Source organism: Glycomyces albidus (genome assembly GCF_009451885.1).
Lineage (GTDB): Bacteria > Actinomycetota > Actinomycetes > Mycobacteriales > Micromonosporaceae > Glycomyces > Glycomyces albidus.
Genome location: NZ_WIAO01000003.1, coordinates 101,161 through 126,386, shown reverse-complemented (window position 1 = coordinate 126,386; position 25,226 = coordinate 101,161). Strand labels below are relative to the sequence as shown.

Annotated in this window: 25 protein-coding genes and 1 pseudogene; 19 read left to right on the top strand and 7 right to left on the bottom strand. The window is 71.2% G+C overall.

Annotated features, from left to right (window positions below; all coding sequences use genetic code 11):
• The first annotated feature begins 117 nt into the window (after positions 1 to 117).
• Positions 118 to 651, top strand: a complete 534-nt coding sequence (locus GFD30_RS03950) for a hypothetical protein (RefSeq protein ID WP_153023921.1) — start codon at positions 118 to 120, stop codon at positions 649 to 651.
• A 168-nt stretch (positions 652 to 819) separates the two neighbouring features.
• Here the strand turns inward: GFD30_RS03950 and GFD30_RS03945 are convergent, their stop codons facing one another.
• Both GFD30_RS03945 and GFD30_RS03940 read right to left on the bottom strand, forming a co-directional pair.
• Positions 820 to 1,656, bottom strand: coding sequence for a DUF1206 domain-containing protein (locus GFD30_RS03945; protein WP_227995811.1), 837 nt, complete (start codon positions 1,654 to 1,656; stop codon positions 820 to 822).
• A gap of 177 nt (positions 1,657 to 1,833) precedes the next feature.
• Positions 1,834 to 2,382 carry a TetR/AcrR family transcriptional regulator gene (locus GFD30_RS03940; protein ID WP_153023920.1) on the bottom strand — a complete coding sequence of 183 codons (549 nt, stop codon included), beginning with the start codon at positions 2,380 to 2,382 and terminating at the stop codon, positions 1,834 to 1,836.
• A 90-nt stretch (positions 2,383 to 2,472) separates the two neighbouring features.
• On the opposite strand from GFD30_RS03940, the gene GFD30_RS03935 reads away from it, so the two are divergent.
• Positions 2,473 to 3,831: a carotenoid oxygenase family protein gene (locus tag GFD30_RS03935; protein ID WP_153023919.1), complete on the top strand. Its 1,359-nt coding sequence runs from the start codon at positions 2,473 to 2,475 to the stop codon at positions 3,829 to 3,831.
• Between the two features lie 223 nt (positions 3,832 to 4,054).
• On the top strand, positions 4,055 to 5,452 hold the full coding sequence (locus tag GFD30_RS03930; protein WP_194201839.1) for a cellulase family glycosylhydrolase: 1,398 nt from the start codon (positions 4,055 to 4,057) through the stop codon (positions 5,450 to 5,452).
• Between the two features lie 65 nt (positions 5,453 to 5,517).
• On the opposite strand, the gene GFD30_RS03925 is transcribed toward GFD30_RS03930, so the two are convergent.
• Positions 5,518 to 6,714 carry an ROK family transcriptional regulator gene (locus GFD30_RS03925; protein WP_153023917.1) on the bottom strand — a complete coding sequence of 399 codons (1,197 nt, stop codon included), beginning with the start codon at positions 6,712 to 6,714 and terminating at the stop codon, positions 5,518 to 5,520.
• A 303-nt stretch (positions 6,715 to 7,017) separates the two neighbouring features.
• Here GFD30_RS03925 and GFD30_RS03920 point away from each other — a divergent pair, with 303 nt between their 5' ends.
• The 4 genes and pseudogenes from GFD30_RS03920 to GFD30_RS03910 all read left to right on the top strand — a co-directional run bounded on the left by GFD30_RS03920 (position 7,018) and on the right by GFD30_RS03910 (position 9,453).
• The gene (locus tag GFD30_RS03920; RefSeq protein WP_194201838.1) at positions 7,018 to 7,716 is read left to right on the top strand and encodes a polysaccharide deacetylase family protein; all 699 of its coding nucleotides are present in this window, start codon (positions 7,018 to 7,020) and stop codon (positions 7,714 to 7,716) included.
• 212 nt (positions 7,717 to 7,928) lie between these two features.
• Positions 7,929 to 8,762, top strand: a pseudogene (locus GFD30_RS28190) (alpha/beta fold hydrolase); the annotation flags it as partial.
• A 15-nt stretch (positions 8,763 to 8,777) separates the two neighbouring features.
• Complete coding sequence (locus GFD30_RS28185) at positions 8,778 to 9,248, top strand: GNAT family N-acetyltransferase (RefSeq protein ID WP_407648963.1); 471 nt, start codon at positions 8,778 to 8,780, stop codon at positions 9,246 to 9,248.
• Position 9,249: 1 nt separating this feature from the next.
• A complete protein-coding gene (locus GFD30_RS03910) occupies positions 9,250 to 9,453 on the top strand; it encodes a DUF1737 domain-containing protein (RefSeq protein ID WP_153023914.1) in 204 nt (67 codons plus the stop codon).
• Positions 9,454 to 9,618: 165 nt separating this feature from the next.
• On the opposite strand, the gene GFD30_RS03905 is transcribed toward GFD30_RS03910, so the two are convergent.
• On the bottom strand, positions 9,619 to 10,305 hold the full coding sequence (locus tag GFD30_RS03905) for an NAD(P)-dependent oxidoreductase (RefSeq protein WP_153023913.1): 687 nt from the start codon (positions 10,303 to 10,305) through the stop codon (positions 9,619 to 9,621).
• Positions 10,306 to 10,511: 206 nt separating this feature from the next.
• Here GFD30_RS03905 and GFD30_RS03900 point away from each other — a divergent pair, with 206 nt between their 5' ends.
• Complete coding sequence (locus GFD30_RS03900; protein WP_153024045.1) at positions 10,512 to 11,435, top strand: RNA polymerase sigma-70 factor; 924 nt, start codon at positions 10,512 to 10,514, stop codon at positions 11,433 to 11,435.
• Positions 11,436 to 11,660: 225 nt separating this feature from the next.
• On the opposite strand, the gene GFD30_RS03895 is transcribed toward GFD30_RS03900, so the two are convergent.
• A complete protein-coding gene (locus tag GFD30_RS03895) occupies positions 11,661 to 13,424 on the bottom strand; it encodes a PDR/VanB family oxidoreductase (RefSeq protein WP_153023912.1) in 1,764 nt (587 codons plus the stop codon).
• Positions 13,425 to 13,566: 142 nt separating this feature from the next.
• Here GFD30_RS03895 and GFD30_RS03890 point away from each other — a divergent pair, with 142 nt between their 5' ends.
• Positions 13,567 to 14,718, top strand: coding sequence for a sensor histidine kinase (locus GFD30_RS03890; RefSeq protein WP_153023911.1), 1,152 nt, complete (start codon positions 13,567 to 13,569; stop codon positions 14,716 to 14,718).
• Complete coding sequence (locus GFD30_RS03885; protein ID WP_322632917.1) at positions 14,715 to 15,371, top strand: response regulator transcription factor; 657 nt, start codon at positions 14,715 to 14,717, stop codon at positions 15,369 to 15,371. The genes GFD30_RS03890 and GFD30_RS03885 overlap by 4 nt, the downstream gene beginning before the upstream one ends.
• Positions 15,372 to 15,449: 78 nt before the next feature.
• Here GFD30_RS03885 and GFD30_RS03880 read toward each other — a convergent pair whose 3' ends face one another.
• Entirely contained in the window at positions 15,450 to 15,881 is a 432-nt protein-coding gene (locus tag GFD30_RS03880) for a hypothetical protein (RefSeq protein WP_153023909.1), read from the bottom strand.
• 111 nt (positions 15,882 to 15,992) lie between these two features.
• Here GFD30_RS03880 and GFD30_RS03875 point away from each other — a divergent pair, with 111 nt between their 5' ends.
• From GFD30_RS03875 to GFD30_RS03860, 4 genes are all read left to right on the top strand, one after another.
• On the top strand, positions 15,993 to 16,577 hold the full coding sequence (locus GFD30_RS03875) for a TetR/AcrR family transcriptional regulator (RefSeq protein ID WP_153023908.1): 585 nt from the start codon (positions 15,993 to 15,995) through the stop codon (positions 16,575 to 16,577).
• Entirely contained in the window at positions 16,574 to 17,017 is a 444-nt protein-coding gene (locus GFD30_RS03870; protein ID WP_153023907.1) for a DUF6463 family protein, read from the top strand. The genes GFD30_RS03875 and GFD30_RS03870 overlap by 4 nt, the downstream gene beginning before the upstream one ends.
• A gap of 63 nt (positions 17,018 to 17,080) precedes the next feature.
• The gene (locus GFD30_RS03865) at positions 17,081 to 18,040 is read left to right on the top strand and encodes an ATP-grasp domain-containing protein (protein WP_153023906.1); all 960 of its coding nucleotides are present in this window, start codon (positions 17,081 to 17,083) and stop codon (positions 18,038 to 18,040) included.
• Between the two features lie 167 nt (positions 18,041 to 18,207).
• Positions 18,208 to 19,173, top strand: coding sequence for a hypothetical protein (locus GFD30_RS03860; protein ID WP_153023905.1), 966 nt, complete (start codon positions 18,208 to 18,210; stop codon positions 19,171 to 19,173).
• A 140-nt stretch (positions 19,174 to 19,313) separates the two neighbouring features.
• Here the strand turns inward: GFD30_RS03860 and GFD30_RS03855 are convergent, their stop codons facing one another.
• The gene (locus GFD30_RS03855) at positions 19,314 to 19,874 is read right to left on the bottom strand and encodes a TetR/AcrR family transcriptional regulator (RefSeq protein WP_153023904.1); all 561 of its coding nucleotides are present in this window, start codon (positions 19,872 to 19,874) and stop codon (positions 19,314 to 19,316) included.
• A 91-nt stretch (positions 19,875 to 19,965) separates the two neighbouring features.
• On the opposite strand from GFD30_RS03855, the gene GFD30_RS03850 reads away from it, so the two are divergent.
• The 5 genes from GFD30_RS03850 (at position 19,966) to GFD30_RS03830 (ending at position 25,068) form a co-directional block, all read left to right on the top strand.
• On the top strand, positions 19,966 to 20,637 hold the full coding sequence (locus GFD30_RS03850) for a DsbA family oxidoreductase (RefSeq protein ID WP_153023903.1): 672 nt from the start codon (positions 19,966 to 19,968) through the stop codon (positions 20,635 to 20,637).
• The gene (locus tag GFD30_RS03845) at positions 20,630 to 20,794 is read left to right on the top strand and encodes a hypothetical protein (protein WP_153023902.1); all 165 of its coding nucleotides are present in this window, start codon (positions 20,630 to 20,632) and stop codon (positions 20,792 to 20,794) included. The genes GFD30_RS03850 and GFD30_RS03845 overlap by 8 nt, the downstream gene beginning before the upstream one ends.
• A 23-nt stretch (positions 20,795 to 20,817) precedes the next feature.
• Positions 20,818 to 21,480 (top strand): SDR family NAD(P)-dependent oxidoreductase, encoded by a 663-nt coding sequence (locus tag GFD30_RS03840; RefSeq protein WP_153023901.1) that lies wholly within the window; start codon positions 20,818 to 20,820, stop codon positions 21,478 to 21,480.
• 400 nt (positions 21,481 to 21,880) lie between these two features.
• Positions 21,881 to 24,283: an ABC transporter permease gene (locus GFD30_RS03835; RefSeq protein WP_322632916.1), complete on the top strand. Its 2,403-nt coding sequence runs from the start codon at positions 21,881 to 21,883 to the stop codon at positions 24,281 to 24,283.
• 14 nt (positions 24,284 to 24,297) lie between these two features.
• On the top strand, positions 24,298 to 25,068 hold the full coding sequence (locus GFD30_RS03830; protein WP_153023899.1) for an ABC transporter ATP-binding protein: 771 nt from the start codon (positions 24,298 to 24,300) through the stop codon (positions 25,066 to 25,068).
• Positions 25,069 to 25,226: the final 158 nt, after the last annotated feature.

Below are 25,226 nucleotides of genomic sequence, written 5' to 3'. Positions count from 1 at the left end.
CGGCCGGATTCGGGGCACACGGGAACCGTGCCCCCGCTCGTCCGCGCGAGTGCGTGAACCCGGGCGTCTAAGCTGAGTTCGGCGCCGTCCCCGTCTCACGCCCTTGGAGCCCGTGCCATGAACCAGGACCACGACCTCGATGCCGCCGCTCTCGACACCGCGTTGGATGCGGCTCTGGAGCCGGCCGACGAGGAGGTCGCCGCGGTCACCGCCGAGGTCGTCGCCATGACCACGGTCTACCGGGACCTGCATCGCCAGTCCGACACCAAGGCCGGCCAGTGCCTGACCGTGGTCGGTCTGGTCCTGGCCGCGGCGGCGGCCGTGGTCCCCCGCATGGACGGGGTCGCCTTGGTGCTGGCGGCGATCGCGGTCATCGCGGCGGTGCTCTCCGGCGTCATGTTCGGCTTCGCGCTGAAACCGCACCGGCAGAACAGGGAGCTCATCGAGCGGAGCTCGATGCTCTACGCCGCCGTCCGGCGGATTCGCGACCCGCGCTTCAACCTCGAGTTCGAACTCCGTGACCTGGTGAACGAGGTCAACTTCGTCTCCGCGAAACACCTGCTCATTCGATACGGGATGGGCATGCTGGGCATCACGTTCCTTGCCGCGGTGGCCGCTGCCGTCGCCGCCGTCGTGTCTGCGATGGTCTGACGGCGGCCGCACGGGCCCGCCGGGACGGACGACAGGGTTCATCCGGCCGATCCGGCCCGCGGACCGATTCCGGACCGCCCCAACGGAAATCGAGCGGCACGGTGAGCGCCGGCGCGATGGCGAACACCGGCGCGTCGTTCCTGAGCGCATCTCCGCACGATCTGCGGGTCAGACCTTCCGGTATTTGGCTTGGAAGAAGCAGTAGACGCCGAAGCATGCGATGCCGAGGGCGATCAGGCCGAGGAGCCATGGGCCCCAAGCCGTCCCGGCCAGCGTCTTGAGCGCGGCGTCGAGACCGCCGGCCTTCTCCGGGTCGTAGTTGACCGCCGCTGAGACGATCAGCGCTCCGGCGATGGCGTACGCGATGCCCTTGCTCGTGTATCCCGCCATGCCGAGCCGCTGGACCGTGGGGCGCACCGCCGGTCCCATCCGCCCGGTGTTCAGGTGCTTCTCGAACAGCTTCTTCAGCCCGTACACCACGAGCCCGAGGCCGACACCGGCGACGACGACGCCGGCCAGGCCGACCATGAACCGGCCGCCGCCGGAGTCCATCATGGATGACGCCGAGGACTGCTGGCTCTGCGACTGCGACGGATTCGCGCCGCTGACCACTTTGTAGCCGAGGTAGGCGAAGTAGACGTAGAGGACCGCGCGGCACCCGGAGACGACGCGTTCGGCGATCGCGGTCCGGTCCTGCGGGCCGCCGCTCCCGAGCGCGGCCTCGAACGCCTGCCAGATGGCCAGCGCGACCATGCCGATGACGATTCCGGTGACCAGGAACTCGCCGGCCGGCTGCTGCGCGAGGGTCTTCAGGGCGCCGGACTGGTCGGTCTCGCCGGACGGGTCGCCGAAGGCGACCTGCAGCGCGAGCCACGCGAACAGCAGGTGGATGACGCCGTATGCGATGAAGCCGCCGCGCGCGAGGAGTTCCAGCGGTCTGCTGTTCGCCGCGCGTGAGGCGGTGCGGCGGACGTTGTCGGGGGCGGAGGACATTGTGGAGGACATGCCGCCATGGGTTACCGACGGCGACGGTTCTCAAACGAATCCCGGGCGTCGAGCCGCGGGACGAAGCGCGATATCGTGCCGTGGCCGGGGGCCGGGGTCGGCGACGACCTGCCTCCGTGGCGCGTCGGCTCGGGCGGCGTGCGAGTCGGTCGTGCGGCGAACGTCGAAGTCGCGGCGCTACTGTGCCGTCGCGAGCGCTTTGAGGCCGTCGACGATCGCTTCGGCGTCAGGGGCGCGGTCGGGGTCGATGAGGTGCTGTGCCATGACGCCCATGATGAGCGCGAACTGCACCGCCCCCGCTGCACGGGAGGCGCTCGGCGCGTCGGGGGCGAACGTCCGGCCGAGCCCGATCCGGGCCCGCTCCTCGGTGTCCGCGAGTTGCGCGCGCAGCTCGTCGTCGTGCAGGGTCTGGGCGAGGATCTCGATGTTCGCCTTCCAGAGCGCGGGGTTGCGCCGGAAGGAGTCGATCATGCCCTCCCAGAAGGCGCGGAGCCGGTTCTCGGCCCCGTCGGCGCCGGCGCCGACGGTCATCATCTCCTCGGCGAGCTCGCCGGACATCTCGACCATGGCCGTGAGCAGGAGCTTGTCCTTCGTGCCGTAGTGGTACCCGATCGACCCGAGGTTGGTGCCGGACGCCTGGACGATGTCGCGGGCGGTGGTCCGGCTGTAGCCGCGCTCGACCAGGCAGCGCTTCGCGCCTTCGAGGAGGTCTTCTCGGTGTCCCATGCGGTGATCCTAACCGGACCCACGAGTTTATACATATGTATGGTACGTTTGTATAAATCGGCGTGCGACGCCGCCTGAGAAGGGACCCCGATGAACCTCACCCGCTACACCCGCGGCAACTTCGCCCCCGTCACCGAGGAGACCACCGCGTTCGACCTCCCGGTCACCGGCGCCGTCCCGCACGATCTCAACGGCCGCTACCTCCGCATCGGCCCCAACCCCCTCGGCATCGAAGACCCCGCCGCGCACATCTGGACCCTCGGCGAGGGGATGGTCCACGGCGTGCGCCTGCGCGAGGGCCGCGCCGAGTGGTACCGCAACCGCTGGGTCCGCTCGGCCTCCGTGGCCGACCGCCTCGGCGAACCGCGCCGCGGCCACCCTGTCGACGAACGGTTCGACTTCGCGCCCAACGTGCAGGTCGCCGGGCACGGCGGCCGGTTCTACGCCCTCATCGAAGGCGGCCTGGCGCCCTATGAGCTCACCGGCGACCTCGACACCGTCGGCCCCTGCGACCTCGGCGCGACCCCCGAGGGCTTCAACGCGAACGCGCACACCAAGTTCGACCACCGCACCGGCGAGATGCACTCGCTGTCCTTCCGCTACGGCGCCGACTTCATCCAGCACATCGTCTTCGAGCCCGGCGGGACCGTGCGGCGCACGACGAACATCCCCGCTCCGACGTTCCCGTACCTGCACGACTTCGGGCTCACCGACGATCACGTCCTCATCTACACCTCGCCGCTGGTGTTCGACCCGGAGCTGCTCGCCACCGGCGTGCCCTTCGGATGGAACGACGACCTGCCCACCCGGCTGGGCGTCATGCCCCGCGAGGGCGGGGAGGTGCGCTGGATGGACCTGCCGCCGGGCATGGTCGGCCACACCCTCAACGCGTACGAGGAGAACGGGGCCGTCGTCGCCGACGTGATCGTCCATCCGGGACGGTTCGAGATCGTCGACATCGGCGCGGGCCGCCCGGTGCTGGAGCGATGGACCGTCGACCTCGCTGCCGGGAAGGTCCGCACCGAGCTGCTGCACGACCGGCCGCAGGACTTCCCGCGCCTCAACGGCCGCTACGCGGGCCGCCCCTACCGGTACGGCTACTCTGCCTCGACCGAGCTGTACGCGCCGCCGAGCGTGGCCGAGCCCGACCGGCCCGATGCGGGCTTCTCCAACGCGGTCCTCAAGCACGACCTGGTCGCTGGCACCACCGAGGCGCACGAGTTCGGACGCGACGCCGCCGCGGGCGAGACCGTCTTCGTGCCTGCGGCGCAATCGAAGGCGGAGGACGACGGATACAACCTGCTCTTCGTCCACGACCCCGAGCGAGGCGCCGCGGACCTGGTGATCCTCGCCGCGCAGGATTTCACCGGTGCGCCGCTCGCCCGAATCCACCTGCCGGTGCGGGTGCCGCTGGGCCTGCACGGCAACTGGATCCCTGAGGCGTCCTGAAGGCATCGCAGAGGGACATCCCACCGGACGTCGACCCCCTGAACGCGGCCCGGGCCCGCTCGAGAGCGGGACCCGGGCCGCGCATCGCCTTGGCCCCGAGCTTTCCTCAAGCTGCTTGACAAAATATAAGACATAGATGAGCATCGTTATTACGCTCTTGTGGAGCGTCCCGCATCGAACAAGGGAAGACGCCATGCGATTCAACCGGGCCAAGCGAAGAGGCTTGGCATTCACCGCAGTCGCCGCTGCGGCCATCATGACGACGGGACTCGGGGTCGCCGTCGCCCAGCAGGCCTCCGCGAGCGAGGGCTGCGACGTCGACTACAAGGTGGTCGGTTCCTGGGGCTCGGGATTCCAGGCCGCGGTGAGCATCACCGCCGCCGAGGCGATCGACGGCTGGGAACTGGGATGGGAGTTCCCGGGCGACACCACCGTCTCCCAGGCCTGGAACGTCGAGTGGAGCCAGTCCGGCGCCGATTTCTCCGGCACCGACGTCGGATGGAACGGCTCCATCCCCGCCGGGGAGACCCGGCAGGTGTTCGGATTCATCGGCTCGGGCAGCACCGAAGCCCCCGAGCGGTTCACCCTCAACGGCGTCGTCTGCGGCGACCAGGGCGGGGAACCGACGGACACCCCCAGCGAGACCGAGACGCCCAAGCCGCCCGAAGGCAAGCCGAGCGCCCTCCACGTCGAGGGGAACCGGCTGGTCGACGCCGAAGGCGAGACCGTGGTCCTCAACGGCTTCAACCGCACCGGCACCGAATGGCCGTGCGTCGACGGGTGGGGCTTCATCGACGGCCCCTCGGACGACGCCGCGATCGAAGCCATCGCCTCCTGGCGGCCCAACGCCGTCCGGGTCCCCATGAACGAACTGTGCTGGCTCGGCATCAACGGCGTCGATCCCGAGTGGACCGGCGAGAACTACCGCGCCTTCATCGAGGACTGGGTGGACCGCCTGACCGACGCGGGCATCTACGTGATCCTCGACCTGCACTGGAGCGGGTACGGCGACGAGCTGGTGAGGGGCCAGCAGCTCATGGCCAACGCCGACCACTCCCCCGATTTCTGGACCTCGGTCGCCGAGCGCTTCAAGGACAACCCGGCGGTGCTGTACGACCTGTTCAACGAGCCGCACGACATCTCCGACGCGTGCTGGAGGGACGGCTGCACCACCTCCGAGGGCTGGGAGGCCGCGGGCATGCAGGACCTCCTCGACGCCGTCCGCTCCACCGGCGCCGCCCAACCGGTCATCGTCACCTGCAACGGCTGGGGCAACGGCTGCGGCGGCTACCTCGACTTCATGCCGACCGACCCCGAGGGCAAGATCGTCGCCGGCGTTCACGTCTACGAAGGCACCGGCTGCAACACGCAGGCCTGCTGGGACCGCGACATCGCGCCGATCGCCGCCGAGCTGCCCACGGTCTTCAGCGAGTTCGGCGACGGCGGCTGCGACCACGACTGGAGCGACGGCATGATCGCGTGGGCCGACGCCCGCGGCATCGGCTGGACCGCCTGGAGCTGGTACCCCGACTGCGACATGCCCGGACTGATCGCCGACTGGGACGGCACCCCCACCGGCTACGGCGAGGGGATCAAGGAGGCCCTCGCCAACCGGCCCTGACATTCAGTGCGCGCCAAGGAGAACGACAGGGCGGCCGCCTTCGGGGCGGCTGCCCGCCGGCATCCTCAACCCGCCGAGCCCGGCGCCTCCAGGAGGCTGCGAAGCAGCACCATGGCCGCGCCGAAGGCCGCCGCGTCTTCCGGGCGCTCGGCGAGACGCACCTTCACGTCGTGCACGTGGCGCACGAACACCGACCGGTCGAGCCGGTCCTGGATGGCGTCCCGGTAGCGGCCGCCGAAGCCGGTGAAGGCGCCCCCCGCGAGGACCACCTCGCCGACGTCGAACATGTTCACCAGCGTCACCGCGGCGGTGGCCATATGCCGGATCGAGGTCTCCAGCAGGGCGGCGGCGTCGGCGTCGCCGGCGACGCCCGCGCGACCGACCGCGAGGAAGTTCGCGAGTTCGTCCTCACCGAGGGCGAGCCGCGAACCCAGCGACGGGTGCGCGAGCGCCCGCGCCGAGATCGCCCGCGGGCCCGAGAGGTTGTCGAGGCAGCCGTAGTTGCCGCAGGCGCAGGCCGGCCCGTTCGGGTCCACGGTGATGTGGCCCAGCTCGACGCCGTTGGAGGTCGCACCGCGGTAGGGATTGCCGTCGACGATGACGCCGCCGCCGATGCCGCCGGCCATGAAGACGACCGCGAAGCTCGACGACGCCCCGCCCAGCGCCTGCACCCCGATCCCCGCGGCGGTCGCGTCGTTCTCGATCACCACGGGCAGACCCGTCGCGTCCGAGAGCGTCGCCGCGAGCGGGTACCCCCGCCAGGCCGGGGTGGGCTGCGGTGTCAGCAGCACGCCCGCGTCGCGGTCCTGCGGCCCGTAGGTCGCCAGGCCGATACCGCGGACCTTGGTCCGCGGGACCCCCGACGCGTCGATCATGTCCGACACGGCCTCGGTGAGCTCGGGCAGCGCCTCGTCCGGGTCGCGCGCGCCGACCACCGGCAGCTCGCGCCGGATCACGATGCGCCCGCCCAGGTCCACCAGCACGCCCACCGACGCGAAACGGTCGAACTGCACGCCGACCATGTAGCACGCGTCGGGCTGGAGTCGGAGCAGCCGCCGCGGCGTGCCGCGGCTGATCCGCTCTTTTCCCGCTTCTCGCACGAAACCGAACTCGCTCAGCTTGCGGATCGCGTTCGTCATCGAGGTCTGCGTGAGCCCGGTCGCCTCGGCCAGCTCGACGCGGCTGACGGTGCCCCGCTCGCGGATCAGGTCGACCACCGCGACGAGGGTGGGTTTGCGAACATCGGAGCCGAACGCCCTCAATCCATCCTCCTCGGAGACCCGGCCGGGGCGAACGCCCGCACCGCACACCTTACTTGAGCTGCGTCAGGCCGCCTTCGACGGAAGATGCGAGCGCTGTTCGCGACGGACGAGGCCGGAGGCGATCCGCACCGAAGACGGCACCCGGAATCGATGCGTTCGCGCCGGCACTGGGGAGGCGAGCGGGGCGGCGAACTCCCGGCGCCTGTTACGCATCGATCCCGCCATCGGTTGCCCCGGTACACAAGCGACTTAGGTGAGAACTCCCTCATTGCGCCACAAAGGGAGACACGCCACGATGTGCGGATGAACCTTCTTCGCCTCATGGTGGTCGCAGCCGCCGCGATCGCCTCCTCTCTCTTCCTCGCCGCCCCGGCGAACGCTCAGGACGCCCCGGCGGCCGCTCCGGAAGCCGCCGCTGCGGACGACCCCTGGAACGGCCAGATCTTCCTGACCTTCGACGACGGCCCCGGGGGCTCCTACACCGACGAGATCCTCGACGTGCTCGCGGCGAACGACGCCAAGGCGACGTTCTTCATGATCGGGCAGAACGCCCAGCGCGACCCCGCACGCGTCCGAGCGGTCCTGGAGGCCGGCCACACGCTCGGCAACCACACCTGGGACCACCCCGACATGACCACCCTGACTCGCGCGCAGATGGACGCGCAGATCAGCCGCTCCCAAACCCTCCTGGAGAGCTTCGGCGCCGAGGTCAACTGCTTCCGCCCGCCGTACGGGGCCCACAACACCACCGTCAACCAGGCGATCACCGCCGCCGGGCTCCAAAGGCAACTCTGGAACGAGGACACCCGCGACTGGTCCAAGCCGGGCGTCGACGCGATCGTCGACGTCCTGCTCGGCGCCACCCCCGGCGACGTGGTGCTCATGCACGACGGCGGCGGCGACCGCTCGCAGACCGTGGAGGCGCTGGAGATCGCGCTGCCGCAGCTCGCCGCCAAGGGGTACACGTTCGGCATCACCCCGAAGTGCAGCTCCACCGCTTGACGGGATCCGGCGTTCGGCCGCTTCCCTTGACGCGTTTGCGGTGTCAGGGAAGCGGCCGCTCTGCCGCCGAGCGGACGGCGGGATCGCGATTCGAGCGGCGCCGAAGACGAGTGCGGGCGGACCGGCGCGATGCCAAGGCGTGGCAGGAAAGGACCTGTAGATGGCTTTCCAGATCCTGTGCGCGAGTGCCGGTCCCGGCGATAGTGGTCCGCATGCATGAGAGCGATCAGCCGAAGGTGCTGCGAAACGCCGTCGAAGTCGACGGCCACGAGGCCAGCTACCTGACCGTCGACCAGGACGGCCCGGTGGTGCTGCTGCTGCACGGCACCTACTGGAGCCGGGTCTGGCTCCCGGTGCTCGGCGACCTGGCCGAGGCGGGGCTGCGGCCCGTCGCCGTCGACCTGCCGGGACTCGGGCGTTCGCGGGGCGAACTGGACCTGGAGACCGCCGCGGTCCCGGCCCTCGCGGACTGGGTGGCGCGATTCGCCGCCGCGCTCGGCATCTCCGGACCGGTTTTCATCGCGGGCCATGACATCGGCGGCGCCGTCGCCCAGCACCTCCTCGTCCACAAGCGACTCGATGTGGAGCGGCTGGCCCTGGTCGACTCGGTCACCTACGACTCCTGGCCCGTCTCGAGCGTCGCCCACTTCAGGGACCCCGAAGCCGTCGCCCGGGTCACCGCCGACGAGCTGCTCGCCGCCCGCCGGCAGGCGGTGACGAAGGCGCTGGCCGGTGCCGCCACCGACGCGCTGATCAGCGAGTACGTGGAGCCGTGGACCGACGCGGGCGTGCGCCGCTCGTGGATGAACCTGGCGGGCGCGGCCGATCACCGCTACACCATGGAGCTGCTTCCCGCGCTGCTGCGGTCGACGACGCCCAAGCTCCTGGTCTGGGGCGAGGACGACGTCTACCAGGGCGTGGCCTACGCCGAGCGATTCGCCGCCGAGGTGCCGAACACCACGCTCATCCGCATCCCGGACGCGGGGCACATCCCCATGGAGAACGCGCCCCGAAGCGTCGCCGAGGCGCTCGCCGACTTCTTCACCGCGCGCGGGGCCGCGGTGACGGTTCGGGCCGCGGCACCGGCGGACGCTGCCGACGTCTACCGCCTGCTGCGCGACTTCGCCACCAGCTACCGGCCCGAACGCGCGGTGTTCGAGAACCGCACGTTCCCGGGCGTCCTGGAGGCCGCCGCGGACGGCACGGCCGAGTTCCTGGTCGCGGAGCGGACCGGCGCGGTCGTCGGCTACCTGCTGGCCGCCCGGGTGCCGACCCTGTTCGCAGGCGGGACCGTCCTGGAGATCCTCGAACTCGCCGTCGACGAGGGACACAGGGGCGACGGGATCGGCTCGCTCCTGGTCCGCACGGCGACCGCCCGGGCCCGGCAGGCCGGCGATGTCGAGGTGACCGTGCCGACCCGCCGGGCAGCGGGCTTCGACAACCGCTTGGGGTTCACCGAGACCGCCGCCTACCTCAAGTACACGCCGGGCGACGCGGCCGGCTCCGGCGGCTCGGGGAACGAGGACGGCTGACATGAGCGCACCACCGAACGGATTGCCCGCCTACCGGGTCCTGACCGGCCCCGACGACGAGGCGTTCTGCCGACGCGTGAGCGAGGCGCTCGACCTCGGGTACGAGCTGCACGAAGGACCCGCCGTCACCTTCAACGGTGACCGCGTCATCGTCGCTCAGGCGGTGGTCTGGCCGGCGTCGCGGCGGCGGGCCGACAGGGAATAGCGACCGGGCCGCCGCGGCCACGCACACTGCCGGACCGGCCGCCTTGCGGCGGCTCAGGGGCGGCCGGCGCCACCGGTGCGGATTCCGGCCTGAGCGCGGCCCGGTGGAAGCCGGAGCCTGCGCCCGTCGACTTGAACGCCTTCGCGTCGCTTCGGCAGGCCCGCCTCAGCGCTGCGAGTCGCGCATCCACTGGAGCAGTGTCGGATTGTCGGCCGTCGTGATGAGGCTGACGGTATTGCGGACGTGGCCGCCCGAGTCGAGCAGCTCCAGCATGCCGGCGGCGAGGTCCGCGCGAGCGGTGAACCGGCCGTCGGCGAACCCCTCGACGAGGGTGTACTCGGTGACCGCGGGCAGCTCGAAGAGCCCGCTGGGGCGCACGACGGTCCAGTCCAGATCGCCGGCGCGCAGCAGCGACTCCATGCGCCGCATGTCGTCGTACATCGTCTTGCCCACCACCCGCGTCACGTAGGGCAGCAGCAGCCGGTTGAACAGGAACCCTCCGTCGGAGTACGGGTGCGGCTCGACCCCGCTGGAGCTGACCGCCACGATCCTTCGCACCCCGTGCCGGCTCATCGCGGCCGCGATGTTCGCGGTACCGCGCGAATAGGTGAAGATCGGCTCCTTTCCGGCGGGCACTCCGAGCGTCGACAGCACCGCGTCCTTGTCGGCCACGACGGCGTCGACGGCGGCCGGATCGAGCACGTCGGCGCCGACCACTTGCAGGCAGTCGTGATGCAGCGGAAACGCATCCGGGTGCCTGGTCACCGCGGTGACGTGGTGCCCCGCCGCGAGCGCCTGGCCGGTGAGCAGGCGGCCGGTGGGGCCGTTCGCCCCGAATACTGCGATGTGCATGGTGATCGTCCGTCCTTCCGTGGCGGTGTCCTGTCCCCCGAAGACGAGACAGGGCCGCCCGGTGTGACAGGGCCGGCCCGGTGTGTCAGTGCAGATCGGTGTGACAGGGCGGATCGGATGGCACCGTTCGCGGACGCGGCATGTCACGCACGGCCCCGCCGTTTCGTCACAGAGAGGAGGCCGGAACCGGGATGCGGGAGGAAGCCATGGCGCGCGACGAGACGTTCGAAGAACTGCGGCCGCTGCTGTTCTCGATCGCCTACCGGATCCTGGGCAGTGTCGGCGAGGCCGAGGACGCGGTCCAGGAGACCTGGCTGCGGTTCGAGCAATCCCGGACCGAGCCGGGCTCCACCAAGGCGTTCCTGTCGGCCGTGGTCACCCGGATCGCAATCGACGTGCTGCGTTCGGCCCGGGTCCGGCGGGAGGCGTACGTGGGGCCGTGGCTTCCCGAACCGCTCATGGACGACCCGTACGAGGATCCCGAGCGGTCCGCGGAACTCGCCGACTCCCTGTCGACGGCGGCGCTCCTGCTGCTGGAGCGCCTCAGCCCGCTCGAACGCGCGGTCTTCGTCCTCCGCGAGGTGTTCGGGTTCGAGTTCCGCGACGTCGCCGCCGCCGTCGGGCGCTCCGAGGCGGCGTGCCGGCAGCTCGCGGTCCGGGCCCGGCGGCACATGGCCGAGGGAAGAGCCCGGTTCGAGGCCGACGACGCCGCGCGCGGGGAGCTGGCCGACCGGTTCATCGAGGCGTTCCGGGACGGCGACGTCCAGGGCCTGGCGGCGCTGCTGGCGACCGACGTGCGGATGGTCGCCGACTCGGGCGGCAAAGCGCCGCAATGGAGCCCGTCGTTCACCGGGACCGCGGAGGTCGCCAGAGTGCTCGCCGACCTCGCTTCGCTGTTCGCCGCGGCGCGCGGCACCGTCGAGTCCCGCAGCCTGAACGGCCAGCCCGGCGCGATCTTCCGCGATCGGGACGGCCGCGTCATCAACACCTGGACCCTCGACGTCCTCGACGGGCGGGTGCTCACGATCCGCACCGTGTCGAACCCCGACAAGCTCCGGCATCTCGGCCCGGTCGCCGACGCGCAGTCCATTCTCGATGAAGCGGCCCGGGCCCTGGGCGAAGGCCGCTGACCCGCGGACCCGAGTCCTGGACCCGCCGGACGCGCACGCAGTCGCGGACGGCCAACACGGCCCGGCCCGGGCCCGCCCGGCGAACGCGAACCGGACGTCGAACGTGATCGGCGCCCGTCGCGGTCCGCCGTGATCGCGGCGTCGCACCGCGATCACGGCGATGCCCCGCCGGTGACGGACTTCCGAAGGTCCACGGTGTTCGCCGGCGCCGCCACCGGACCGTCCTCAGAGGTCGAGGACGATTCGCGAACCGCGAGCGCGGGAGACGCACGGGTAGATCACGTCCCGCCGCGCGCGGTCCTCCCCGCTGAGGATGTCGTCGCGGTGGTCGGGCACGCCGTCGAGGACCCGGGTCTCGCAGCTGCCGCACACGCCGTCCTCGCACGAGAAGTCCAGCGTCGGGTCGACGTCCTGGAGTGCGGCGAGGAGGGTCCGGTCCGCGGGGACGCGCACCACCGTGCGCGAGGCCCGCAGCTCGGCCTCGAACGGCGTGTCGGGCCCGGTCTCGCGCTCGCGGGCGGCGAAGCGCTCGACGTGGAGCCGCCCGTGCGGGCACGCGGTCGGCATCAGCGCCTCCACGGCCGCGAGCATCGACGCGGGCCCGCAGCAGTAGACCGCCGTGCGCGGCGGGGCGGCGCGCAGCAGCGCCTCGAGATCGGGGCGCGGGCTCGCGTCGGCGGGCGACAGCACCACCCGATCCGGGTACGCGGCGGTCAAGGACCGCGCGAACGCCATCGCCGCCGGGGACTGCCCGCGGTACACCAGCCGCCAGTCGGCGCCGCGCCGCTCGAGCGCCGCGACCATCGGCACGAACGGCGCGATCCCGATGCCGCCCGCCACGAACAGGTACGACGGCGCGTCCACCAGGCGGAAGTGGTTGCGCGGGCCCCGGATCGCGACCGCCGCGCCCTCCTTCAGCGAGTGGACCTCGGCCGACCCGCCCCGGCCGTCGGGCTCGTGCAGCACCGCGATCCGGTAGGCGGGCGCGGACGGGTCGCCGCACAGCGAGTACTGGCGGACCCGCCCCGACGGCAGCACGAGGTCGATGTGCGCGCCCGGCTCCCACGCCGGAAGCGGCCCGGCACCGGCGAGTTCCAAGGCCGCCACACGGTCGGCCTCGGCCCGCACCGCCGTCACCGTCACAGGGATGCCCTTGGGGCCCTTGGACTTCCGACGCTCCCACGGGGTGCGGCCGCCGGGCTTGAACACCGAGAGCACGGTCGCCGTCCACAGCAGCGCCAGGAACAGCCCCATGAAGATCGCGAGGAGCACGCCGGTGCCGCCCGGTTCGAACGCCGGGTCGGCGGTTCCGGCCGCGAGCCGCTCGATCCAGGTGCTCTCGAACGTCGCCAGCACCGGCAGGCTCAGCGCGATCACGAGCTTGAGCAGCACCCACCAGTGCTTCACCAGACCCCAGGGGGTGCCGAGCGACACGACCGCGCCGGTGATGATCGCGAGGAACACGCTCGGGATCACGATCGCGATGTTGAAGGCGTGCATGATCTCATACGCGCCGTGCCGGATCGCGTGGTCGCCGGTGGTCGCTCCGATGATCGCGAGCGTGAGCATCGCCAGCGAGAGGCCGAGCCATCCGACGCTGATGCCGACGTGAAGCGTGACCCACACGCGCCGCCCGAACCGTCCCAGCCGCGGGAAGCGCGGGCGGAGCGCCACGGTCAGCAGTGTCGAGAGCGCCATGCCCGGCCACGCCACGTCGTGCGCGAGCAGGAACAGGAACTGGCTCGGGATGAACACGAGGTGGAACACGATGAGCGTCTTGCGCGCCCGGCTCGCGAACGCCGGCCTCGCGAACGCGGCCCAGCAGGCGAGCGACACGACCGCCGCCAGCGCGTAGCCGACCGTGCCGGCGCTTTGGAAGAACGGGTGCGGGGCGTCCGGGTGCAGGCCGACCAGCGCCCCGGCGACGCCGGCGAACACGGCGAAGACCGCGGTGAGCGGCCGCGGCTCGAGAAATCTCCTGAAGTCCATGCCGTCAGACTCGCCCGGGCCAGGGGCGCGCGGCATCGGCGGAACTTCGGTTCCGGCGCGCCGAAAGTCGCGCGCCGCGGCGCCGGTGCGTACATCCTTCGGCCGATGCCGCGCTGCCGCGTGCCCGTTAACCTGGGGATCCATGACGGTTCGACGGAGGCTCCGGTTCGGCCGCCCGGTGATCGACGCCGCGGCGGCGCTCCTGGTCGCCGTGTTCACCGCGACCGGCTCGTTCGGGTCGAGCGACTTCTTCGGCCCGAGTCTCGCGGGCCTCGACGCGGACGTGCCGCCTCCGGCCTTCGGGCTCCCGGCCGCGGCGCTCCTCGCCGTCCTCGCCTGGCGGCGGCGCGCCCGTCCGGCGGTGTTCGTCGCCGGGGCGCTGGCGGTGAACGCGGTCGTGTCGGCGCATCTGGCGATCATGGTCGCGCTCTACACGTATGCGGTCCGCCATAGCGCCTGGCCGAGGGTCGTGCCCGTCGTCGTGGCCGCGCTGGTGGTGGTCGGGATCCCGATCTGGCGGTTCGCGGGGGCCGACGGCGCGCTGCCGGTGAGCGTGGCGTTCTGCGTCGCCCCGGCGCTATTCGGCCTGTACGTCGGCACCCGCCGGGAGCTGGTCGAGCGCATCCGCGAGCGCGCCGAGCGGGTCGAGCGGGAGCAGGAGCAGCGGATCGCACGGGCCCGCGGCGAGGAGCGCGCGCAGATCGCGCGCGACATGCACGACGTCATCACCCACCGGGTCGCGGTCATAGTGCTCCACGCGACCGCGCTGGAGGCCACGCGCGGCGAGGACGCGGCGCGCATCGCCGAGCGGATCGGGGCGACCGGCCGCGAGGCGCTCGCGGAGCTGCGCTCTCTGGTGGCGGTCCTCCGCGGCGGGGACGACGCGCCGCTCGTCCCCCAGCCGGGCCTCGCCGACATCGGCGCCCTCGTCGAGGAGTCCCGGCGGCTCGGCGCGGAGGTGACGCTCGCGATGGACGATCCGCCGGAGCCGCGGGCGCCGATGCTCGTCGAACACGCGCTGTACCGTGTCGCCCAGGAGGCGCTCACGAACGTGCACAAGCACGCCGACGCCGCCGCGACGGCCGTCGAGGTGCGGTTCAGGTCCGGGGCGGTGCGTCTGTCGGTGGTCAACGGCCCCGGGAGGCATCCGGCCCGGGGACTGCCCGAGGGCGGGCACGGGATGCTCGGCATCGCCGAGCGCGTCCGCCTCGTCGGCGGGTGCCTGACGGCGGGGCCGACCGCCGACGGCGGGTTCGCGCTCGTCGCCGAGGTCCCTTGGGGAGCGGGGCGGTGAGCGCGGTGCGGACGCTGGTGGTGGACGACGAGTGGATGGTGCGCTCGATGCTCCGCACCATCCTTGAAGCCGCCGGTGACATCACCGTCGTCGGGGAGGCCGGCGACGGTCTCGCGGCCGTCGAGCAGGCGCGGGCGCTGCGCCCGGACGTCGTCCTCATGGACATCCGCATGCCCCGCTGCGACGGCATCGCGGCCACCGAGCGGTTGGGCCGGCTCGAGCACCGCCCTCGCGTGGTGGTGCTGACCACGTTCGACCTCGACGAGTACGTCCACGCCGCGCTCCGCAACGGCGCCGTCGGGTTCCTCCTCAAGGACGCACCGGCAGCGGACATGGCCGCGGCGGTGCGCCACGCCGCCCGCGGCGACGCCGTGCTCTCTCCGCGGGTCACCCGGCGGCTCCTGAGCGCCTTCACCGCGCCCGATCCGGGCCGGCGCAGCGAGGCCGAGCGGCGGCTCGCGGTCCTCACCGGCAAGGAGCGGGAGGTGCTGGCCGCGATCGGCTCCGGCGCCTCGAATTCCGAGATCGCCCAGCGCCTGCACATGAGCGAAGCCACCGCCAAGACCCACGTCAGTCGCATTCTCGCGAAGCTCGACATCGCCAACCGCGTCCAAGCCGCCGTGCTCGCCCATCAGGCCGGTCTTCTCGACTGAGCCGTCCGCTGCGGTCGAAGCCGGTCCGTCCCGTGCCGGTGGGGACGGGGGTTCGGATGAGCAGCCGGCCGGTGGTGGTCACCGTTCGTTCGCGGCGGTGCGGCCGAGTTCGCGGTGGCGGAGGGCCGCCCAGACGGCGAAGGCCGCCAGGGCCAGTCCGCAGATGACGTCCGCGATCACGTGGGTCTGCCGCCACCACGCCATGTCGGTGGCGCCCGGCACGGTGTAGTGCGCGAGGCCGACCAGGCCCGAGAGCGAGTAGACCCCGAGTGCGACCGCGGACCACACGATCGCGCGCCGGCGCCAGAGCAGGATCGCGAGGGCGCCGAATGCGGTGAACACGAACCACGAGACGCCGATCGCCGTGGCCGAGGGGGCCGGGATTCGGCTGTGGGCGTGGGGAACGGGGTAGGCGTCGTAGTTCGCGTAGTTGTCGGCGTAATGGACTATCGAGACCGCCACGGCGATCGCGAGCGTCCAGTACAGGAATCTGCCGGCTCGTTCGTACATGTGCCTGCTCGCTTCCTCGAGTGAAGGGCCGGGGGTCGGCCGGGGCGGGGCGACGCCCCGTCCGATCCACCATACCATACAGTATGGTATGGTCATGGCGGAGGTGACGCGATGCCGACAGCATCGAATGAGCGATGGCTCGACGAGGGCCTGGCGCTCCTCGCGGAATCGGGTGTGAACGCGGTGACGATCGAAGCCCTCAGCGACCGTCTCGGGTTGAGCAAGGGCTCCTTCTACCACCACTTCAAGGGCATGCCCGGGTATCACGCCGCACTGCTGGCCCACTTCGAGAAGCGCGAGACACAGGCGTTCATCGACCTCGTCGAGGCGCTCCCGGTCGAGGACGGCGCGGCGAAGCTGCGGGCGCTCATCGACGCGGCCGTGGCCGACGAGGCGAGCGTGGCCATCGAGCCGCAGGTGCGGATCTGGGCGAGCCGCGATCCCGTGGCCGAAGCCACTATGGAGCGAGTCGACGCGAAGCGGATCGAATACCTGCGGCGCCAGTGCCGCGCCATCGTCGACTCGGATCGGGCCGACGACGTCGGAACGATGATCTACCTCGTCGGCATCGGATCCGGGCACCTCGTCCCGCCGATTCCGGTGCCGGACCAGGTGCGCATGTGCGGCCTGCTCATCAGCGACCTCGAGGCCGCGGCGGAACGCGGCGCACCGCGAACGAAGGGAAACGAACCATGACCCAGCGGAGAAACCGCGCCGTCGTCGCCGGCGGCGCGATCATCACCTTGTGCGGCATCGGCCATTCGGTCATCGCCCTCATCCAGGTCATGCCGCGCCACGGCGAGGCGTGGCTCGACGGCGCCCTGTGGGAGCAGGTCAACCGGAACGTCACCGGGTTCACGCCGGTCACCGGCGCGTTCTGGTACAGCTTCAACAGCTTCGGGCTCCCGCTCCTGCTGCTCGGCGCCACGGTCCTCGCGCTCGGACTGCGGGGCATGGCACCGCCCCGGGTGGTTCCCTGGGTCATGATGCTGTGGACGGTCGTGGGCGAGACCGCCTCCGGGCCATCGCCGCTCCTGCTGCTCCTCGTCGCCGGCGTCCTCATGCTGGTCGGCGCCTCGCGCCGGACAGCGGCACCGCCGCCCACCGCGGTGGAGGCGGAGGCGAGAGTCCCATGACCGGGGCGAGGCCGCTCGGCCTGCAACGGATTTGATCGCAGATCACGGAAGGACGACTGACGAATGCCGAACCGACACCCCGAGGCAGCGGACACCGAACGGACACAGGGCGGGACGGCTGCCGCACCGGCCGCCACCGGCGCGGCCGGCGGTCCGGCGGCGAAGCGGATCGCGATCGCGACCTGCGCCGCCCTGCCCGACGGCTTCGAGGACGACCGCGAAGCGGTGGCGCTCCTCGGCGGCCGGTACGCCGCGTGGAACGACGACGGCGTCGACTGGCAGGGCTTCGACCGCGTCCTCATTCGCAGCACGTGGGACTACACGTCGAACCGAACCGAATTCGTGCGGTGGGCGCACTCGGTCGGAGCAGGGCGGCTGCTCAACGCTCCCGCCCTGGTCGAGTGGAACTCCGACAAGAGCTATCTGCGCGAGATCGACGCGCCGACCGTCCCGACGACGTTCGTCGGTCCCGGCGATCCCGTTCCCGGGCTCCAGGGCGAGGTCGTCGTCAAGCCGACGGTCTCGGCGGGTGCCGTCGACACTGGACGGTTCAGCCCCTCCCATCACGACCGGGCGCGCGATCTGGTGCAGCGCATCACCGACTCGGGGCGCACGGCGATGATCCAGCCGTACCTGGACGGCATCGGCACGAAAGGGGAGACCGCGCTCGTCTTCATCGACGGCGAACTGTCCCACGTGCTGCACAAGAAGCCGGTGCTCCGGCCGAACGAGATCGCTCCCCTCGCGGAGGCCGTGGGCTCGGTCGTCGCCGCCGCGGCGATGTTCGACCCGGACCTCGTCACCGCCGGCAAGGCCGAATCTGCCCAGATCGCCGTCGCGGAACGGGTCGTCGGCCAGGTCGCCGACCGGTTCGGCGTCCCGACCTTCGCACGCGTCGACCTGGTGCCCGGGCCGGACGGCGAGCCGATCCTGCTGGAGCTCGAAGCCGTCGAACCGTGCCTGTACCTCGATACCGCACCGGGGGCCGCCGCGAGGCTCGCCGACGCCGTTCTCCGCTCGTGACGAGCGAACACGAGCGCCGGTCCGAGGACGACCCCTGCGCGCCACCCGACTCCCGGTCTTCGCGACCACCCCGCCGCTCCCCCGCACCGCCCCGCCCCTCCGGCGGGGGAACGCGGCCCCCCGGCAGGGGGAGGCAGCGGCGGGCCCGACGGCGGCACGATGAGGACATGATGCTCGATTCGCCTGACCCGCAACCGACTCGACGCAGCGTCGCCGGGGTCGGGGCCATCGCCGCTACTGTGCCCTATGTGGTGCTCAAGGTGCTCTGGCTCTCGGGAAACCTGGTCGGGGTCCCGGCCGATTCCCCCGCCGCCGGACGGGAGTTCGTGTACGCGAATGCGATCACGCTCGGCATGGACGCGTTCGTGGTGGTGCTCGCGTTGGCGCTCACACAGCGCTGGGGGATGCGGGTGCCGGCCTGGCTGCTCTTGGCGCCCTTGTGGATCGGGACCGGCCTGCTCGTGCCCGCCGCGCTCCAAGCCCTCGCGGGCGGGCTCGCCTGGACGGTCACCGGCGGGCGGGCGATGCGGTTGGAGGGCGGACTGGTCGAGCCGTGGGTGTACGCGGTCGTCGGGGCGTCGTTCGCGCTGCAGGGGGTCTTCCTCGCGGCCGCGTTCCGGTGGTACGCGAAAGCGCGCTGGAGCGACGTGTTCCAGCCGGCCGGACCGGCTCAGGGCGCCACGTACGCGGTGCAGGCGGTGCTCGTGCGCGGGGGCGCCGGGGCCGCGGTGGTCATCGCGATCGGGTACGCGCTCTGGGTGTTCGGGAACGCGGGCCCGTTCGGCGAGTACGAGCCGGGGTGGGAGGTGTCGCAGCGGATGCATTCGGTGATCGCGGCCGCGACGGCCCTCCTCGCCGCGATCGGCGCCGTCCGGATGCTCAGACCCACGGCGCGGGTGCCGTTCGGGCGCGCCGCGGTGTTCGCGTGGGTCGGCTCGGGCAGCCTGTGCGGCTGGGGGCTCTATGAAGTAGTGGTCGTCCTCTCCGGAGCGTCGCTGGCCCAGGACGTGTCGCCGGCCGCGAATCTGATGCAGCTCGCCTCGGTGCTCACCGGGTTCGCGCTCGCCTTGGCGGGCGTGCTCAGGATCGTCGAACGGCGCGCGCTCGCCGGCGCCGATCCGGCGCCGATCTGAACCTGCGCTTTCACTCGTGCTGCGCCGCAAGGGCTTGAAAGCGCCCCGAAAGCAGCGCACTCGCTCCCCGGGACGCCGGCAGTACTCGGGCAATAGGGCCGATGACCCCTGTCCCGGGCAATCGCCCGGGCCCCTCCGAATCAGGTCCAGGCTGCGGCGAGCGCCCGCTCAATGGTCTGCTGCCACCCCTTGGGGGCGTGGGGTTCACGGCTGGCGATGCCGGCGAGCCAGACCAGGGCCTGGAGGTCGTCCTCGGTGAAATCGGGCGAGAGGACGCCTTCGCGGTGGGCTTCGCGGACCAGGTCGTTGCCCAGGGCGGTCGAGTGCTCGCAGATGCCCAGGAGGGCGACGGCGTCCGGGTAGCGGCGCAGGATGGCGTCGTTCAGGGCCGGATCTCGGCTCTGGAGCTCGATCATGCCGTGGACGAAGGCTTCGAGCCGCTCCCGCACGGTCGGCCTGGCGAGCACGTCGGCCCCGAGGGCCTTGAGCCGTGCGCCGGCCACGTCGGGGATGACCGCGTCGATCAGCGCCTCCCTGGTGCCGAAGCGGTTGTAGAGCGTCCCGATGCTCACCCCGGCGGCCCGCGCGACTTCCTCCAGCGGCGCCCCGAGCCCTTTGGCCAGGAAGATCTCCAGCGCGGCGGCGCGGAGCCGGGCCGCGTTGTCGCGCGCGTCGCGGCGCAGCGGTTTCGTGTCGGGCATATCGCTCCCCTCACATGTTGAGGACACCCTCAACTTAAGTGGTACCGTCGATCTTGAGGCACCACTCAAGATACAGGAAGGCGGTCCTCCCATGACAGCGCGAACCGCGACCGAATCCTCGACCCGGCTGACCGTCGACGTCTGGGCAGACGTGCTCTGCCCCTGGTGCTACCTGGGCGAGCACCGCCTGCAAGCCGCGATCGAGCGGTCGGGCCTCGCCGACCGCATCGACGTGAGCGTCCACACCTTCGAACTCGCCCCGCACGCGGGTGCCGAGGTGGTCCCCGCCCTGGAGTACCTGGCGGCCGAGAAGGGCGTCTCGGCCGGGCGGGCGCGTGCGATGGAGCGGCACATGGCCGATCTGGCCGCGGCCGAGGGCCTGCCCTACGCGATCGACCGCCCGGTCGCCAACTCGAACGACATGCTGCGCCTGGTCCACCTCGGCGCCGAGCACGGCCGCGGCTGGGCCTACCTGCGCGCGATGCAGGCCGCGGTCTTCAGCGGCGACCACCGGTCCTTCGAGCCCGCCACGCTCATCCGCCTCGGCGGAGAGCTCGGCATCCCCGCCGACCGGATCCGCGACGTCCTCGAAAGCGACCGGTACGCCGCGGCCGTCCGAGCCGACCGCGCCCGCGCACTCGAACTCGGCGCGCGCGGTGTCCCCTTCACCGTCCTGGGCGGGCGCCTCGGGATTCCCGGCGCCGTCGGCACCGCCGAGTACGCCGCCGCGATCGAGCAGGCATGGGAGCAGGTCAATGGCTGACCGCACGGCCGCGACCGACCCGCCGCCGCACCTCATCGCAGCCGAAGCCGAGGGCTACTGCGACCCCGACACCGGCATCTGCGTCCTCCCCGCGAGCACCGGCGCCGACGAGACCGATCCGGACGCGCAGGCGGCCCCCGCCACCACCGAACGCTGACCACCGAACCGAAGGAGCACATCATGCCCGTCATCGCCATCGTCGGGGCCGGCCCCGGCCTCGGATACGAGATCGCCCGCGCCTTCGGCGGCGAGGGCTTCACCGTCGCCCTCGTCGCACGCAACGCCGAGAAACTCGACGCCCTCGCCGCCGAACTCGGAGGCGAGGGGATCGCGGCCGCCGGATTCACCGCCGACGTCACCCGGCCCGACACCGTCGCCGCCGCGTTCACCCGGATCAAGGAACGCTTCGGGCGCATCGACGTCCTGGAGTTCTCCCCCGCCGACCGGGCCCTCGACGCCGCCGGCGTCCTGGACGTGGCCCCGGAGAACCTGCAGCCGATGTTCGACTTCCACGTCGGTGCGGTCACAGCGGTCAAGCAGGTCGCCCCGGACATGATCGCCGCGGGCGAGGGCACGATCCTCGTCACCACCGGTGGCGGCTCGATCAACCCGGTCCCGTTCTTCGCGAACATCAACTTCGCCGCCGCCGGGCTCCGCAACTGGACCCTGAACCTGCACAACGAACTCAAGGAGCACGGGGTCTACGTCGCCCACGTCGCGATCAGCGCCTGGATCGGCGCCGGACACCCCGACGCCGAACCCGACGTCATCGCCCGCAAGTACGTCGAGCTCTACCGGACCCGCACCGAACCCGAGCACCATCACATCGCACTGGACCGGTAACCCGCCCTGCGACGCCTTCGGGTGCGAACACCGAAGGCGTCCAGACGATGTCAAAACTTCGCACCCGTCAGCGGCCATCGATCCGATGGCCGCTGACATCGTTCCGTCCCCCGGTGCCGTGCGGACGGCGAGGGGCGGGGAACCCAGAGAAGGCAGGAGTCAGGCAGCGCGGGCGACCGGTCCGAACTGGGCGCGAAGCAGCGTGAACCGCCGCCGCGCAGTACGGCCCTCGTTCGCGTGCGGGCCCCGGTAGTAGTACCCCGGTACCCCTCGACGCCTCCGGATTCACTCCGCGAGCCGATGGATGCGAGGTCGGGGAGCCGTAGCGTCGGCGGCATCATCCACCCCTTGGCCCTCAACGTGGATGTCCTTGCACGCCCCCGAATCCTGGAGCTTCACAGTGACCATAAGGGACTCCATAGCTCTCCGATACTCCTACAACGACCTCACCCGGAACAAAGGCGTCAACCTGGCGCTGATCGTGATCCTGGTGTTCAGCGCCTTCCTGATGGCCACCGGGTCCATGGTCATCGAACGCGTCCTCAGCTCGATGGACCAGTTCTTCGACGAGGCCCGGCCCCCGCACTTCCTCCAGATGCACAAAGGCGCGTACGACCGCGCCGAGCTCGAACGCTTCGCGTCCGAGCACCCCGAGATCGACGCGTGGCTGATCGAGGAGATGCTCGGCTACGACAGCGCCGCGATCGCCTGGGAGCGCTCCTCCACGGGTGAAGGCGGCGACCTCGCCGACAGCCTCATCGACAACCTGTTCGTCACGCAGAACGCGGAATTCGACTTCCTCCTGGACGAGAACGGCTCGATCCCCCGGCCCGACGCCGGCGAGGTCTACGTGCCGGTGGCCTACCGGGAGCAGTTCGGGATCGAGGTCGGCGACCTGCTGCGCGTGCAGACCGCCGAAGGCGTCCAGGAGCTGCGCGTCGAGGGCTTCGTCCGCGACTCGCAGATGGCCTCCTCGCTGTCGCAGTCGACCCGCTTCCTCATCTCGGAGGACGACTTCGCCGCCATGTCCGCCGCCGGAGGCGCCATCCCCGAGATCATCGTCGAGTACCGGCTGACCGACACCTCTCTGGTGCAGGACTTCCAGACCGCGTACGAATCCGACGACGCCCTGCCCAAGAACGGAGAATCCGTCCCTTACCAGTTGCTCCGCATCGTCAACGCCCTCAGCGACGGACTCGTCGCCGCGGCGCTCATGTTCGCGAGCCTCCTGCTCGTCGCCATCGCGCTCCTCAACGCCCGCTTCGTCATCCGCGGGACCCTCGAAGACGAGGTCCGACAGATCGGCGCGATGAAGGCCATCGGCCTGCCGAACCGCACGATCAGCGGACTGTACCTGGCGAAGTACCGGGCGATGACGTTCCTCGCGTGCGTCGTCGGCGGGCTCTTGGCGATCGCGGCGGCGCAGATGCTCACCCGCACCGTCCAGGTCGATTACGGCGCAGCCGAGGTCGACCTGGTCAGCGTGCTCGTCCCGGTCCTCGCGCTGGCGTTCGTGTACGTGTTCGTCATCGCCATCTGCCGCAGGGTCTTCGGGAAGATCCGCAGGATCGAGGTCGTCAACGCCCTCGTCCACGGCAGCACGCTGGACGACCGGCAGACCGCGCGCCGCGCCGCGCGCGAAGTGAAACGGGTGCGGCGCACCAGCCTCGCCGCGTTCGGCGGCGGGAACCTCAACCGGCGCCTGGCCCTGCTCGACCTGCGGGCCGAGGCGCGCCAGTGGGTGCTCATCCCGATCGTCATGTTCCTCGCCGCAGTGCTCATGACGCTCCCGATGAATCTCCTCAGCACCCTCTCCGACCCCGCGTTCGTCACCTTCATGGGCTCACCGGAGAGCGACCTGCGCGCCGACCTCGAGTTCTCCGAGGACGTCGACGCCGTCCACGGGGACCTTCTCGCCGCGATGTCGGCCGACGAAGGGCTGGAGAACGTCCGGGCCTTCGCCAACGTCCTGTACGAGACCGAGGGAGAGGAAGGCTGGGAGGTCCTGCGCGTCGACGTGGGCGACTTCTCCAGCGCCGCAATGCCCTTCATCGAAGGGGGCCCGCCCGGGACCGGCGAGATCGCCCTCTCGGTGATGAACGCCGAGAAGTACGGCCTGGCGACCGGGGACGAGATCCTCGTGCGCCTCGACGGCGAGCCGTCGAATCTCACCGTCAGCGGCGTCTACCAGGACATCACCGGCGGCGGTCTCTCCGCCAAGATGCAGGGCGAGGTCGACGCCGGCGCGGCGAGCTACACGGTCTTCGCCGACACCGCAGCGGGCGCCGACACCGCCGAACTCGTCGCCGAGTACGCCGACGCGTTCCCCTCGGCCAAGGTGACCCCGATGCGCGAGTTCATGGAGCAGACGCTCTCGTACGTCACCGACGCCGTCCGCAACGCCGCGTTGCTGACGTTCGCATTCGGGCTCGGCGTGGCACTGGTCATCACGAGCCTGTTCTTGAAGCTGCGGCTCACGAGGGACCGGCAGAAGATGGGCATGCTCTCGGCCGTCGGCTTCTCCACGAACGAGCTCATCGCGCAGGTGCGGGGCAAGACGCTCGCGGCCGTCGTCGTCGGCACCGTCCTCGGATCGGTGTTCGCGGCCACCGGCGGCGAGAGCGTGGCCGGCTCCCTCCTCGCCCTGGCGGGGCTCGGCATCGTCGACCTCGAGTTCCTCCCGAACCCGTGGCTCGTCTACCTCGCCTACCCGCTCCTGCTCATCAGCGCCGGCTACTTGGGCGCCGTATTCCTGACCTCCCGCCTCCGCGGCGCCGACAAGAGCTCATGGCTCAGAGGATGAAAGAAGGACCACTCATGTCGAACGATGACCGCATCACCTTGGAGTGCAAGGAACTCACCAAGACGTACTTCTCGACCGAACCGCCGGCGAAGGTCCTCCACGGGATCGACCTCGCCGTGCGGACCGGCGAGTTCCTCGTCGTGATGGGCGCCTCCGGATCGGGCAAGTCCACGCTGCTGTACAGCATCAGCGGCATGGACCGGCCCACGACCGGAAGCGTCCTGTTGGAAGGCAGGGAGCTCACCTCCCTCGACGACGCCGAGATGAGCCGGGTCCGGCTCACCCGCATGGGCTTCATATTCCAGCAGGCGTACTTCTTGAGCAACCTGAACATCCAGGACAACATCCTGCTGCCGGCGCTCAAGGCCGCGCCCGGGGACAGGGACGCAGTGGTCGAGCGCGTCGACGCCCTCATGGAGCGGTTCGGCATCGGCCACGTGAAGCGCCACGGCGTCACCCAGGTCTCCGGAGGGCAGCTCCAGCGGGCCTCGATCTGCCGCGCCCTCGCCGGCCGGCCGGCGGTGCTGTTCGCCGACGAGCCCACCGGCGCGCTCAACAGCAGCATGTCCGCCGAGGTCATGAACGCCCTCACCGACGTCCACGGCGACGGCGCCACCATCGTCATGGTCACCCACGACCCCGCCTGCGCCGCAAGGGCCGAACGCGTCGTCTTCCTCCGCGACGGCCTCCTCGTCGACACCCGCGAACAAGGCGCGTGGACCGCGGAGACCGCGAAGCAGCGCGAGGACGACCTCTTCTCGTGGCTGAGCTCCAACGGCTTCTGACCCGGCTCGGAGGCGTCGAGCACCGAAACGACCGATTAAGAGGGGCGGGGCCGTGCGGCCCCGCCCCGACTACGTCCGATCCGAACCAGACACCACCACCGCCGACAGCCCGGAGTCACGACATCAGGGCGTGCGACTCTGGTTCACGGACTGCCTCA